This window comes from Bradyrhizobium sp. 187 (assembly GCF_023101005.1).
Lineage (GTDB): Bacteria > Pseudomonadota > Alphaproteobacteria > Rhizobiales > Xanthobacteraceae > Bradyrhizobium > Bradyrhizobium canariense_D.
In genome coordinates, this window is record NZ_CP064693.1 from 6,027,357 (window position 1) to 6,040,889 (window position 13,533).

General features: G+C 65.2%; 12 protein-coding genes and 1 other RNA gene. 4 read left to right on the forward strand and 9 right to left on the reverse strand.

Annotated features, from left to right (window positions below; all coding sequences use genetic code 11):
- Position 1: 1 nt before the first annotated feature.
- Positions 2 to 991 carry a 16S rRNA (cytosine(1402)-N(4))-methyltransferase RsmH gene (gene rsmH, locus IVB19_RS29180; protein ID WP_018454232.1) on the reverse strand — a complete coding sequence of 330 codons (990 nt, stop codon included), beginning with the start codon at positions 989 to 991 and terminating at the stop codon, positions 2 to 4.
- Between the two features lie 524 nt (positions 992 to 1,515).
- On the opposite strand from rsmH, the gene IVB19_RS29185 reads away from it, so the two are divergent.
- Complete coding sequence (locus IVB19_RS29185; RefSeq protein ID WP_018454231.1) at positions 1,516 to 2,298, forward strand: N-acetylmuramoyl-L-alanine amidase; 783 nt, start codon at positions 1,516 to 1,518, stop codon at positions 2,296 to 2,298.
- Between the two features lie 117 nt (positions 2,299 to 2,415).
- On the opposite strand, the gene IVB19_RS29190 is transcribed toward IVB19_RS29185, so the two are convergent.
- Together IVB19_RS29190 and IVB19_RS29195 are read right to left on the reverse strand one after the other, a co-directional pair.
- Complete coding sequence (locus IVB19_RS29190) at positions 2,416 to 3,648, reverse strand: RNA polymerase sigma factor (RefSeq protein ID WP_018454230.1); 1,233 nt, start codon at positions 3,646 to 3,648, stop codon at positions 2,416 to 2,418.
- A 22-nt stretch (positions 3,649 to 3,670) separates the two neighbouring features.
- Positions 3,671 to 4,024, reverse strand: coding sequence for a YciI family protein (locus tag IVB19_RS29195; RefSeq protein WP_018454229.1), 354 nt, complete (start codon positions 4,022 to 4,024; stop codon positions 3,671 to 3,673).
- 149 nt (positions 4,025 to 4,173) lie between these two features.
- Here IVB19_RS29195 and rnpB point away from each other — a divergent pair.
- Positions 4,174 to 4,653: RNase P RNA component class A (gene rnpB / locus IVB19_RS29200), an RNA gene on the forward strand.
- A gap of 55 nt (positions 4,654 to 4,708) precedes the next feature.
- On the opposite strand, the gene IVB19_RS29205 is transcribed toward rnpB, so the two are convergent.
- Both IVB19_RS29205 and IVB19_RS29210 read right to left on the reverse strand, forming a co-directional pair.
- Positions 4,709 to 5,422, reverse strand: a complete 714-nt coding sequence (locus tag IVB19_RS29205; RefSeq protein WP_018454228.1) for an alpha/beta fold hydrolase — start codon at positions 5,420 to 5,422, stop codon at positions 4,709 to 4,711.
- Between the two features lie 72 nt (positions 5,423 to 5,494).
- On the reverse strand, positions 5,495 to 5,959 hold the full coding sequence (locus tag IVB19_RS29210; RefSeq protein WP_449257540.1) for a DUF983 domain-containing protein: 465 nt from the start codon (positions 5,957 to 5,959) through the stop codon (positions 5,495 to 5,497).
- 49 nt (positions 5,960 to 6,008) lie between these two features.
- Between IVB19_RS29210 and IVB19_RS29215 the strand changes: the two genes are divergently transcribed.
- Positions 6,009 to 7,379, forward strand: a complete 1,371-nt coding sequence (locus tag IVB19_RS29215) for an aminotransferase-like domain-containing protein (protein WP_018454226.1) — start codon at positions 6,009 to 6,011, stop codon at positions 7,377 to 7,379.
- A 7-nt stretch (positions 7,380 to 7,386) separates the two neighbouring features.
- Here IVB19_RS29215 and IVB19_RS29220 read toward each other — a convergent pair whose 3' ends face one another.
- The gene (locus tag IVB19_RS29220; protein WP_018454225.1) at positions 7,387 to 7,644 is read right to left on the reverse strand and encodes a hypothetical protein; all 258 of its coding nucleotides are present in this window, start codon (positions 7,642 to 7,644) and stop codon (positions 7,387 to 7,389) included.
- Positions 7,645 to 7,872: 228 nt separating this feature from the next.
- On the opposite strand from IVB19_RS29220, the gene IVB19_RS29225 reads away from it, so the two are divergent.
- Positions 7,873 to 8,616, forward strand: coding sequence for a sulfite exporter TauE/SafE family protein (locus IVB19_RS29225; protein ID WP_018454224.1), 744 nt, complete (start codon positions 7,873 to 7,875; stop codon positions 8,614 to 8,616).
- Here IVB19_RS29225 and IVB19_RS29230 read toward each other — a convergent pair.
- The 3 genes from IVB19_RS29230 to IVB19_RS29240 all read right to left on the reverse strand — a co-directional run bounded on the left by IVB19_RS29230 (position 8,613) and on the right by IVB19_RS29240 (position 13,221).
- Positions 8,613 to 9,881: an O-antigen ligase family protein gene (locus tag IVB19_RS29230; RefSeq protein ID WP_247820446.1), complete on the reverse strand. Its 1,269-nt coding sequence runs from the start codon at positions 9,879 to 9,881 to the stop codon at positions 8,613 to 8,615. The genes IVB19_RS29225 and IVB19_RS29230 overlap by 4 nt on opposite strands.
- A 69-nt stretch (positions 9,882 to 9,950) precedes the next feature.
- The gene (locus IVB19_RS29235; protein ID WP_018454222.1) at positions 9,951 to 11,357 is read right to left on the reverse strand and encodes an MATE family efflux transporter; all 1,407 of its coding nucleotides are present in this window, start codon (positions 11,355 to 11,357) and stop codon (positions 9,951 to 9,953) included.
- A 64-nt stretch (positions 11,358 to 11,421) separates the two neighbouring features.
- Positions 11,422 to 13,221 carry an ABC transporter ATP-binding protein gene (locus tag IVB19_RS29240; protein ID WP_247337753.1) on the reverse strand — a complete coding sequence of 600 codons (1,800 nt, stop codon included), beginning with the start codon at positions 13,219 to 13,221 and terminating at the stop codon, positions 11,422 to 11,424.
- Positions 13,222 to 13,533 lie beyond the last annotated feature (312 nt).

The following is a 13,533-nucleotide window of genomic DNA, read 5'->3' on the forward strand; positions in this document are numbered from 1 at the left end:
GCTAGCCACCTCTCATGAGGTCGGAGAGTTTTGGCCAGGACGATTGCTCGCGCTCGTCATGCGCCGGCGCCGAGGTGCGCTCGCCGGCGCGCAGTTTTGCCGATCGCGCACGCGGGTTATGCGCGACTTCGTTTTCGCCCGCGATCACCGGCCGCCGCGTCAGCAGCTGAAAACTCGGCACCGCCTGAGACACTTCCGGCAAATGGCGTGAGCCGCCACCCGTCTTGCTGCGCAGGCTAAGGAAATTCTTGACGATGCGGTCTTCCAGCGAATGGAACGAGACGACAACGAGGCGACCACCGGGCTTGAGCACGCGCTCGGCAGCGATGAGCGCGCTCTGGAGTTCCTCGAGCTCTTCGTTGACGAAGATGCGCAGGGCCTGGAACGTCCGCGTCGCCGGGTGAATATCGCCGGGCTTGGACCGAACCACCCTGCCGACGAGCTCGGCGAGCGCGCGCGTGGTCGTGAACGGCGTCTCCTGACGGTCCGCGACGATAGCGCGGGCGATCCGGCGCGACTGCCGCTCTTCGCCGAGAAGATAAATGATGTCGGCGAGATCGCCTTCCGAGGCGCGCGCCACGACATCGGCCGCAGTCGGGCCTGCCTGCCCCATCCGCATGTCGAGCGGACCATCGAGGCGGAACGAGAAGCCGCGGCCGGGCTGGTCGAGCTGCATCGAGGATACCCCGACGTCCATCACGACGCCGTCGACGCTATCGATGCCTTGAGCCGCGCAGACCTCGGCGAGGTTGGAGAAACGATCTTCAACGAGGGTCAGCCTGCCCGCCGAGCGTGCGACGAGCTCGGCGCCGCCCTCGATCGCAGTACGGTCGCGATCAATGGCAATCACCTGGGTTCCCGGCAGGTCGAGGATCGCGCGGCTGTAGCCGCCGGCACCAAAGGTCGCGTCGATATAAAGGCCGCCTTCGCGCGGGGCGAGGTGGTCGATGGCCTCGCGGCCAAGAACGGGGATGTGCGGAGCCGAGCTCATGCGCCAGGCCTGCCGATCGCCCCGCCGGACTCCCAAGTGAGATCGGGGACGAACAAGCTCATAACGCCTCGAATGATTCCGCGTCGCGGCGGTTCCACGACCCAACCCCCGTCCGATATGGTTACCGTGCCCGGTGGTCCCGGGCCACCAACCCAGTATTCCCCTTGGAATTTGTCGGGCAGCCATGGGATTTCGAGCCAAAATACGCTTTGGCCGCCTCCGGACGCGGGTCGGCTCTTCATCTCTCAGTAACGGCCCTTAGCGTTAAGAAAGCGTTGATCGGCTCGCGACAAGTCGAAAAGCTGACGCGGCTGGTGATGCTTCATCCACACACATGCGCCAAAATGCATCCGTTAACCTCGTCGCGCGGTTGCGCACGGTGGAGGGTAAAGGAATAGTAAAGAGAAGGGCTTGGCCCACTCTCTGTCTGTCTCGAGCTATTTATGTCGTCCGGTTCGTCCACGCCGTCTGGATCTGATTCGAAGCGTCAACGCGTTCTGCCGGTTCCCAAAGCCGCCGCGAACATGCGGACGTTCGAGCCGGATTCCTCGATCGTCTCCGACATCATCCCCTCACCGAACCATGGCGACCGCAACAAGGGCCGCCAACCCGATATGATTGTGCTGCACTACACCGGCATGCCCGACGTCGAAGGTGCGCTGGCGCGGCTCTGCTCCGCGGGCACCGAGGTGTCGGCACATTATGTCGTGCTGGAAGACGGCCGCATCGTGCAATGCGTGCCGGAGGCCAGGCGCGCCTGGCATGCCGGCGTCTCGTCCTGGTCCGGCGAGGACGACATCAATTCCTGCTCGATCGGGATCGAGATCGTCAATCGCGGCCACGATTGGGGCTATCCGGAGTTTCCGCTGCGCCAGATCGCCGCCGTGATCGCGCTGTGCCGCGGCATCATGCTCCGCCGCAAGGTGCCCGCGCACCGGGTGCTCGGCCATTCCGACGTGGCGCCGGCGCGCAAGAAAGATCCCGGCGAAAAATTTCCGTGGCATTCGCTGGCCAATTCCGGCGTCGGACACTGGGTCACGCCCGCGCCGGTGGTGCGCGGCGAAAGCCTGATGCTCGGCACCATCAGCGATGAGGTGCTGAGCCTGCAGCAAGCGCTCGCCAGATACGGCTACGGCGTTCCCCTCACCGGCAAATACGACGCCGCGACCATGGAAGTCGTCACCGCGTTCCAGCGCCATTTCCGCCCGGCGCGACTGGATGGGGTCGCGGATCACTCGACGCTGTCGACCTTGCAGGCGCTGTTGGGGAGTCTCCCTCAGGAGACAGCGACTATCGCGTCGAAGTGACGGCGACTGCCACACCCCGTCATTGCGAGCGAAGCGAACCAATCCAGACTGCCTCCGCGGAAGCAATCTAGATTGCTTCGTCGCAAGTGCTCCTCGCAATGACGGAGCATGTGGCGGCTACTCCATCTCCCTCACCCTTCGCGCATAAAGCCTTCGCAGCGGTTCCAACTTTGTCGCCTCCGTCGCCGCGCGATAGGCCTCGCGTGCCTCCTCCTTCCGGCCGAGCCGTCGCAATAGATCCGCCCGCACGGCCGGCAACAGCTCGTAGCCACGAAGCCCGCCGCGCGCAGTAGTCGCATCCACGAGATCGAGCGCACGTGCCGGCCCATCGACCATCGACACCGCCGCCGCGTGGTTGAGCTCGATCACCGGCGACGGGTTGATGCGCAATAGCACTTCGTAGAGCCCGGCGATCTGCGGCCAGTCTGTCTGCTCATAGCTCGGCGCGCGCGCATGCAGCGCAGCGATCGCGGCTTGGACTGCATAGGGCTGCGGCCGGCCGGGCACGCGCAGTGCGTCGTCCACCAGATGGAGACCCTCCTCGATCTGTGCATGGTCCCACTGCGAACGATCCTGCTCTTCCAGCAGCACGATGTCGCCGGCGGCGGTCTGGCGCCCTGCGCGGCGCGCATCGTGCAGCAGCATCAGCGCCAGCAGGCCCTTGATCCCGGCTCGATCGGGTAGCAGCCGGTCGAGCAAGCGGCCAAGCCGGATCGCCTCGGCGGCAAGATCGGGTCGCATCAAATCCGCACCGGACGTCGCCACGTAGCCTTCGGTGAAGACGAGATAGATCACGGCAAGCACACCGTCGAGCCGCGGCACCAGCGTGTCGCGCTCGGGGACCTCATAGGGAATGCCGGCGAGCCTGATCTTCTGCTTGGCGCGGACGAGACGCTGCGCCATCGCCTCCTCGCTGACGAGGAAGGCGCGCGCGACCTGCGCCGTGGAGAGCCCGCAGACGGTGCGCAGTGTCAGCGCGACCTGGACTTCGGGCGCGAACGCAGGATGGCAGCAGGTGAAGATCAGCCGCAGCATGTCGTCGTCGAGCATTGCCGGCGGCTCGGCGGGCGCCTGCGCGTTCAGCTCGAGCTCGTGCACGAGCGCCTGCTCCTTGCCGCGGAAAACGGCCTGGCGCCTGATACGGTCGATCGCCTTGTGCCTGGCGACATTGACCAGCCAAGCACGCGGATTGTCGGGGACCTCGCACGCCGGCCAGCGCGCCAGTGCCACCGCAAAGGCGTCCTGGAGCGCGTCCTCGGCGAGATCGAAATCGCCGACGAGGCGGATCAGCGTGGCCAGCGCCCGCCCCGCCTCGTCGCGGAAGATCTTGTCGATCTCGGACAGCGTCATGCGCCGATGCGCGACGGCGCCGTCACTTGTCGTAGACCCAGATCGGCCGCACCTCGATCGAGCCGATACGCGCCGACGGAATCCGCGACGCGATCTCGATCGCAGCATCGAGATCCTTGGCCTCCACCAGGTAATAGCCGCCGAGCTGCTCGCGTGTTTCGGCAAACGGGCCGTCGGTCGTCAGCGTCTTGCCGTCGCGCACGCGGACGGTCGTTGCGGTCGTGGTCGGCTGCAAACGGTCGCCGGCCTTGAAATTGCCGCTCTGGATGATGCCTTGCGTGAAGGTCTGATATTCCGCCGTCATCTGCTGGCCGGCCGCCGGACGCATATTCGCGTACTCGGCTTCGTTCTGGTAGATCATCAGCAAATACTGCATCGCTTAACTCCTGTTGCACGGCTGGATCGCCGACATCCAGTCGAACGGGACACGCGCCCAACGACATCTTCAGGATAAATTATTTCGGGCGAACCGTGCATGGCGATATCGGCTTGCGGAACCGACACAAATGCTTCATGCGTAAGCCGTCAGTCGGCCGGACGGCCGCTCCGGCAAGTGCCGAAAGGCCGCCGGGGAGGAAAGTCCGGGCTCCCTTGACATACGGTGCCGGATAACGTCCGGCGGGGGCGACCCCAGGGAAAGTGCCACAGAGAACGAACCGCCCGCCGTCGCCCCTTCGGGGCTTTGGCGCGGCAAGCCCTCGGGCCTGCCGTGCCGTAGCAGCGCAAGCTGCGTAGGCAGGTAAGGGTGAAAAGGTGCGGTAAGAGCGCACCGCGGCTGCGGCAACGGAGCCGGCATGGTAAACCCCACCGGGAGCAAAACCGAATAGGGACGGCATAGCGGAGTGTTCGCGAAAGCGATAACGCCGCGGGGCGATGTCAGGCCCGCCGTCCGGGTAGGTTGCTCGAGGCCATGTGCAAACATGGTCCCAGAGGAATGGCCGTCACGTATCGTTCGCGCAAGCGGACGGTGCCCTACAGAACCCGGCTTAGAGGCCGGCTGATATCTTCAACGAGGGGTTCGATGCTGACTGCATCGGGCCCCTCACCATTTGGGGGCTTGCTATCCGACGATCTCTTGCAACACACCCATCAGCGCCTCCGGCGCTGTCACATTCGGCGCATGGCTCGCATCGAGTTCGAAAGTGCGCCAGCCATCCTCGGTCTTGGTGCGCTTCGCGAACTGCCCGAACACGTCGCCCGGCGGAATGCGCGTGCAATAGATGTAGCTGCGCGGCATCGCCGGCTCGCCATGTTCGAGCGTTAGCTTCGTCTCGAAGCATTTGATCGGCATGTTGATCCGGCGTGCGTTGAGCCAGTCGAGATCGGCCTGCGGCGTATCCGGCGGCGGCGGGTTCGGCGGGATGCGGTAGCCATCGCCTGAGCTTACAGCCTTGCGCATCGGCTCGCGCCCGCCCTCGTGGAGATCGAACAGCGATTGGCCGTCACGCGGCACGAAGGCGTCGAGGTAGATCAATTGCGTCACCCGCTCGCGCGCGCGATCGGCGACGCCGGTGGCGACCATGCCGCCATAGCTGTGACCGAGCAGCACGATGTCCTCGAGGTCCTCGAACCTGATGACGTTGAGAATGTCCTGGATGTGCGTGCCGAGATCGATCGCGGGACTGGCCAGATGCGCGCGCTCGCCCAGTCCGGTATAGGTCGGCGCAAACAGGCGATGGCCGGCCTGCGCCATCAGCGGATGCATCTTCTTCCAGGCCCACCCGCCGGACCACGCGCCGTGACAAAGCAGGAAGGTTTTTGCGCGTGCGGCCATCGGTGTTTCCATCGTTCTTGTTTGTTCGATGGAGTGTAGCGGCCGACCGCGCGATGTAAACGCTGCTGCCCTTTAAGCCGCGCGCGCGTTCACCTTCACAAGGACGGGTGCAGGCCGACCAGCTTCGCGCCGCAGCTTACCGGCCTCAAAGCCGTGCATGCCGATCTGCCATTGCAGCCCGACGATGGCGCCCTTGGTCGGCTGCAATAGCGCGAGGGAGGCCAACAACGTCACCGGCAGCCACACCGCCAGTTGCAGCCAGACGGCCGGCGCATAGGCGGTTTCGACCGCGAGGATTGCCGGCACCACGAGATGGCCGACGACGACCATCACGAGATAGGCCGGGAAATCGTCGGCGCGCTGGTGGAACAGCTCCTCGCCGCAATGGTCGCAGGTATCCGCCACCTTCAGGAAACGGCCGAACGCATGGCCTTCGCCGCAATTCGGGCACTTGCCGCGAAATCCGCGCCACATCGCCTTTGCCAGAGAGACTGAACCGGTTGCCATGACCCCACCTCTTCCTTTTCTACGATCCATACAATAATATCTTGTATCCATACATTCAAAGGATATAGGCCTTCATTGCATGGATTGGACCCCTACAATCTCGGAGCTGAGCGGGCCGCGCTATCAGCGCATCGTCGAGGCCATGGAGGCCGATATCGCCGCCGGCCGCCTGGTGCGCGGCCAGCAACTGCCGACGCAGCGGGCGCTGGCAAAGGCGCTCGGCATCGACCTCACCACGGTGACACGCGCCTACACCGAGGCGCGGCGCCGCGGCATCATGGAGGCCCGGGTCGGCCAGGGGTCGTTCGTGTCGGAGACCAGCGCGCGCCGCGTGGTCGATCTGCCGCATCCCGTCGCGATCGACCTCTCGATGAACGTGCCGCCGCAGCCACTCGAAGCGCAGCTCGACGAGCGCATCATCGCCGGGATGGAAGCCATCCGCGCGCAATCGGGCCTGACCGCGCATCTCAACTACCAGCCGCCCGGCGGCAGCGCACACGAGCGCGAGGTCGCGGCGCGATGGATGCGCGCCCGCGTGCCGCATGCCCATGCCGACAGGCTCGTGATCTTTCCCGGCGCACAGACGATCCTGTTCAACCTGCTCGCTCATATCGCCAGGCCCGGCGATGTGGTGCTGACGGAGGTCCTCACCTTCCCCGGCATCAGGGCCGCCGCCGCACGCCTCGGCGTCAAACTCGTCGGCGTCGCGATGGACGACGGCGGCATCCTGCCCGACGCGCTGGCAAAGGCTTGCCACATGCATAAGCCGAAAGCGGTCTATCTCATTCCCACGCTGCACAATCCAACCACCGCGACGCTTCTCCCTGAGCGCCGCAGCGCCATCGCCAAGATCATCAACGATGCCGATACGATTCTGATCGAGGACGATGCCTACGGGCTGCTCGATCGCTCGGCATCGCCGATTGCCAATCTCATTCCGGATCGGACATATCTCGCGGCCACGCTGTCAAAATGTATCGCGCCCGCACTACGGGTCGCCTATCTGGTGACGCCCGACGGCAGCTCGCAGCGGGAGATGCGCAACTATTTGCAGGCGACGGTGCAGATGCCGGCGCCGCTGATGGTCGCGCTGGTGACGCATTGGATCGAGACCGGCATCGCCGATCGCATCATCACCGCCATCAGGAACGAGGCGATCGGCCGCCAGCAGCTCGCGCAACGGGCGCTCAAGGGTTTTGAGTTTCAGGCCAAGCCCGCCGCTCACCATCTGTGGCTGCGGCTGCCGGAGGGCCGTGCCGACGTCGCGGCGCATCTGCTGCGGAATGGGCTCGCAGTCGTCGCCGGCGAGGCTTTCACCGTCGACGGGACCGCGCCACACGCGGCACGCGTCTCGCTTGGCGCGGCGCGCAACAGGGCGGAATTGACGGAAGCGCTTCGCATCCTTATCAGCGCGCTGCACAGGCCCGCCGACACCCGGCAGATCGTCTAGCAAATACCTATCGATGCTGCCGGCGATGGTGGGAGCGCACGACCGGCGCAACAGCCGATGGATAAGCTTGCGATGCGTAGGCATCGCTCGGCTGGCCGAGAGCCCCGCGCGCGGCGGGCGTGAGCTGGCCACCATTCAGAACGTCGCGGTCGGGATGGGCAGCCTGATAGGCCGCGGGCTCGGAAAACTGGGCCTGCGCCATTGTCGGCATCAAGGCCGCCGCCGACACTAGCGCGGCCGCGACGGCAATCTTCGTGCGGGTCATCGTCCTTCTCCATATCTCATTCGGGAGACTGGCCGATCGACCGCATGATGGCGTCGAGCGGGCCCCCAATTGAAGTACGAGCATCATGTAGGCCTGTCTTTCGCGAACGCCCGCCACTGGGGATCACGCTTGCGTGCGGTTTTGAAATTGACCTGCACGGCCGCAGCTGTGCTATGCGAGCGATGGCGATCAACAGTTCGGGATCGTCAAGATAACAGGGACAATCTGTTGGAAATACTCACCTACGCGCTGCTGCTGCTCGGCGCACTGGCCGGAGGCTTCGTCTCGGGCCTTGCCGGTTTCGGCACGGCGCTGATGGCGCTCGGCATCTGGCTCTACGTACTGCCGCCCTCGCTCGCGGTGCCGCTGGTGCTGATCTGCTCGGTGATCGCGCAGAGCTCGACGCTGCCGTCGATGTGGAAAAGTTTTGATCTCTCGCTGGTCTGGCCGTTCCTAATTGGAGGACTGATCGGCGTGCCGCTGGGCACCATGCTGGTCGCCTCCGCCGATCCAAAAGTGTTCAAGCTGAGCGTCGGCGTGCTGATCCTGGTGTTTTCGACCGCTCTCTATCTGAACAAGCGGCCGCTCGCCGTCACGTTCGGCGGCCGCATTGCCGACGGCGCGATCGGCTTTGCCGGCGGCATCTTGGGTGGCCTTGCCGGACTGTCGGGGCCGCTGCCGATACTGTGGGCCAACATCCGCGGCTGGAATAAGCACGAGCGGCGCGCCATCTTCCAGCTCTTCAATTTCACCGTGCTCGCCGCCGCTCTGGTGTTGCAGACCGCCTCGGGCCTCGTCGCGTTCAAGGTGGTCTGGCTCGCAGTGATCGCATTTCCGGGCACGCTGATCGGCGCATGGGCCGGCGCGCGCGTCTATCATGCGCTGAGCGACAAGCATTTCGGCGATGTCGTGCTCGGTCTGTTGTTCCTGTCGGGCCTCGGCCTGGTCTGGAACAGTTTGGGCACGCACTAACCCCGTATTGTCTTCGCGGCGAGCGCCATGCCGCCGGCAATGCCGACGCCAAGCACGTAGATCCAGCCCTCGGCGAAATTGAACAGATGCGAGTTGAGCAGCGAGGACAGCATGTTCTGCACCACCACCAGAAGGCCGACCCAGCAGGCCAGCCCCTCTCCGCGAAACAGCGAGAGGTGCGCGAACCAGAGCGCATAGAGGATCACGACGCCCGACGCGCCCCACTGCACGGCGACATTGAGCGTCTGGTTGTGGGGATCACCGACGATTTCCGCTCGAACCCCGCTCTCGCCGATAGCCGCGCGCGCGAACAGGCCGCGGATCGCCCCGGTGCCGTGACCGAGCAGCGGCGCGTCCGCGGTGAACGCCAGCGATTTGCGCCAAAACTCCAGTCGTGACCCCATGCCGCTGACATCATTGCCGGCGATGCTGACCTCATAGTCTCCGTTGAATTTGGCGACTGTTGCGCGCAGACGCGGCGCGGCGGTCCACAGCAGCACGGCCAAAAGCCCCATCGCGCTGACGGCGAAGAGTGCGGTGCGGCGGCGCAAATGCAAAAGCGCGAAGACCACGATCAGGATCGGCAGCGTCACCAGCGCCGTCCGTGAGACCACGACGAACATCATGTTGGCGAGGAATCCGATCGCGAGCGCCACGAACAGCGCTGCGATGCGGTAACGGCCTTGTCGCAGCAGCGACACGGTGGGATAGGCCAGCGCGATCGCACAGAGCGCGAACTCCTGGCTCTGGTCGATATAATTGCGCACCGCGATCCCGCTTTCGACCTTGTAAGGCCCGCGCGACAGATAGAGTTTCAGCGACAATGCGGGATCGACGGCGACGGCGAAGGAATAGAGCATCAGCGCCGTGCTGGATACCAGGAACGCGGAAAACACCCAGCCGCCAAAGGGCCAGCGCTCGAACTGGTAGATCAGAAGCGGAATCACCAGCAGCTTCGCCGCCGGGCCGATCGCATGGATTCGGTCCGGCCAGGGCGCATCCGACCAGAGCGTGCCGATGGCGGCGAGTAGGACCAGCGCAATCGGCAGCAGGCAGATTGCCCGAAGCAGCGAACGCGGAAATTCGCGAAGGTCGAGGAACGCGAACGCGATCAGCCAGGGAATGAGCGCGAAAATGAGCCCGGTCGTGGTCCACGGCAACAGCAACGCGATCAGCGCGACGGAGCGGGCTGGCGTGCGATAGCATGCCGCCCAGATCGCGGCGAGCCAGGAATTGGGCCGCTGCTCATTCAACACCTCGGTCATTTGGCCCCTGCAGCCGATCCCCACGGCGCGGCAAGTTTGCCGGAGCCGTGGGGCGGGGACAAGCGATCGCTACGCTGGCGCGCGTACAGGAGACGCCACGCGCTTGGGCGCAGCCGGCTCCGGGGACTTCTCATGCCGGAGCGTGGCAAGGCGCTTCCTGAATTCACGCCGTAGCAGCCACAAGCTCAGGGCCGCCTGCAGCGTGGTTGCCGCGATCGACAGGTACCAGACGTGCTCGATCCGGAAGCCCGGCCGCGTCGACAGCCAGATCGCCGGCAGCGAATAGGTGAGCACGCGCGTTGCCGAACTCCACAGCACCGGCTTGGTATTGCCGAGGCCCTGGAACATGCTCGAGCAGGTGAAGATCACGCCCTGCGCCACCATGTTGAGCGAGATGATCCGCAGGAACAGGAACGCGATCTCCATGGTTTCGCGGTCGTTCGAGAACCCCGAGAGCAGGAGCTGCGGCTTCAACTGCGCGAGGCACATGAAGCCTATCATCACGACACTGGTGATCAGCGCCGCCTTGACGAAGGTTTCGCGCACGCGCTCGCCTTTTCCGGCGCCCATGTTCTGGCCGGCGATCGGCCCAGCGGCGAGCGCAACTGCAAGCGCCGGCATCTGGATCAGGCCCAGGACCCGTTGTCCGATCCCGAAACCGGCCTGCGCCGCCGCACCGAAATCGCGCAGCACGAAATATACCACCGCCATGAGGATGAACATCATCGCGAACTCGCCGCCGGCAGGCAGGCCGACATTGAGGATGCGCCTCAGATGCTGCGCCTGCGGACGCCACTGCGCCGGATTGAAGGCGACATAGCGTTCGACCTTACGAAAATGCGCAAGCAGCATCACGACGCCGATCAACACCGCGATCGAGCTCGCCAGCCCCGCACCGGCAACGCCGAGCGCATGGCCCGTGCCCAAGCCCGCGATCAGAACCGGCGCCAGCGCGATGTTGATGGCCACCGCAAGCGCCTGCACCAGCATCGTGGGACGCACGATGCCGGTAGCGCGCAGCGCGGATCCCATCACCTGGCTCGCGAATTGCAACGCGAGCGCCGGCATGAACCACAGCAGATACGTGGTCCCCGCCTCGATCGTGGCTTCGTCCGCGGCGATCGCATGCATGTAGGCGCGCGACAGCGCCGCGCCTGCGACCAGGGTCAACAGTCCGAACAGCACCGACAGCACGATCGCCTGATTGAAGATCAAATTGGCATCCGGCCGATCCTTGCGTCCCACGGCATGCGCGATCAACGACACCGCGCCGACGCCGAGCACCTGCATCAGCGCGTTGATGAGAAAGCCGGCATTGCCGGCCGCCGCCACGCCCGCGACCGCGGCATCGCCCAAGCCGGAGACGAAGTACAGATCGACCAGCTGGCAAAGCATGATCGTGACCATACCGACCATGATCGGCGGTGCCATGCCCAGAATGTGCTTCGCGACGGAGCCGTTGGTCAGGTCTTTCATGTCACCCATCCTTGACCGATTCCTTGGCGACGCGGCCGACATTGGTCCGCCGGCCGCGCGCCACTCATTCCGCTGCTGCGATCTGTCCGAGCTCCACCACCTGGCGCTCGAACAGGCCGCGATAGATGCCGCCGGGCCTGGCCGCGAGCTTGGCATGCGTGCCTTGCTCGACGATCTCGCCGCGGTCGAACACCAGGATGCGATCGAGGCTCTTCACCGTCGAGAGCCGGTGCGCGATCACGATCGAGGTGCGGCCTCGCATCAACCGCTCCATCGCCTGCTGGATCAGCGCCTCGGATTCCGAATCGAGGCTCGAGGTCGCTTCGTCCAGGATCAGCACCGGCGCGTCCGCCAGGAAGGCGCGCGCCAGCGCCACGCGCTGTCGCTCGCCGCCGGAGAGCTTGACGCCGCGTTCGCCGACCAGCGTGCCGTAGCCCTTGGGCAGGCGCACGATGAAGTCGTGCGCATTGGCCAGCCGTGCCGCCTGCTCGATCGCCTCCAGGCTGGCGCCGGGCCGGCCATAGGCGATGTTCTCGGCGAGCGAGCGGTGAAACAGGATCGGGTCCTGCTGCACGATCGCGATCTGGCTGCGCAGCGAATGCTGGGTGGCCTTGGCGATGTCTTGCCCATCGATCAGAACGCGGCCGCCGGTGACGTCGTAGAGCCGCTGCACCAGCTTGACGAAGGTGGTCTTGCCGGAGCCGGAGCGGCCGACGAGACCGACGCGTTCGCCGGCGCGGATCGTGACCGACAATCCGTCATAGAGCGGCGCGTGATGGCCGCCATAATGGAACGTGACGTCGTCGAACACGAGCTCGCCGCGCTCGATCGCGATCGACCGCGCGTCCGGCGCATCCGCAATCCCGATTGGCTCGTCGTGGATCGCCACCAGCTCCTCCATGTCGTTGACCGAGCGCTGCAGGTTGTTGATGTGCATTCCGACGTCGCGCAAATAGGCATGGATGACGTAGTAGCTCGTCAACACATAGGTGACGTCGCCGGGCGAGGCTCGCCCCGACATCCACAGCAGCACGGCGCCGCCGATCACGGAGGCACGCAGGGCCAGCAGCACCGAGAGCTGCGCCAGGTTGGTGTAGTTGTAGCGCAGCCAGGTCCGCCGCACGCGCACGCGCCAGCGGTTGACGACACGGGCAAGCCGCGCATCCTCGCGCGCTTCCGCGCCGAACGATTTCACCACCGCGTTGCACGTCAGAGCATCCGCCAGCGTGCCGCCGACCTTGGTGTCCCAGGCATTGGAGATGCGCGCGGCCGGCGCGATGTAGCGCGTCGAGAACAGCACCGTCATCGTGACATAGGCCAGCGCGCCCAGCGCGATCACCGCGCCAAGCGAGGCCCAGTGCAGGCCGAGCAGGATCATCGACCCGATCAGCACCAGCAGCGACGGCGCCAGCGCCATCAAGATGGTGTCGTTCAACAGGTCGAGCGCCCACATGCCGCGGGTGACCTTGCGCACCGTGGATCCCGCAAAGGAGTTGGCGTGCCAGTCGGTCGAGAACCGTTGCACGCGCATGAAGGCTTCCTGCGCGACCTCGGACATGATCTTCAGCGAGAACGGCACGATGGCCTGGAGGCCGGTCAGCCGCAGCACCATGGAGGCTGCGCCCAGCGCCACGATACCGCCCAATGCCATCAGCGCAGCGTCACGCGCGGCGGGATCGGATGGGCCGCGCGTCAGAGCGTCGACCAGATGTCCGGAGAAGACCGGCATGAACAGGTCGGCGATGGTCGCACCCAACAAGCCGCCGGCGACGACGAGGGTACGCCCCGGCTGCTTCAGCCAGTGCCGGAACACGAAGGGCAGCACCACGCGTATCGCCGCGGGCCTTTTTGACAGAGCGGTCATGGCATCATCCGGCCGCTTATGTCGCGGGCCGGCTCCATTGATGGACACAGGCCGGCCGCGAGGGCCGAGACGGCGTCACTTAAAGTTGGTTTTGACTTGGGAAGCGGAGCGATCGGGACTAGGAGCCCAATCGAAGCTGGCGGAAGAGGCCTCTAGGAGGCCGAGCACATACCGAGCCAGAACATCATCGAGCGCGGGCGTGCGATCTGCGAATGCGACGAAATCATGCAAATCCTCCCGGTTCGATGGAATGAGGTGCGCTTTATAGATGTGTCAGTGGTGATTTGCAACGGGGCTCGCGCGAGATCACGC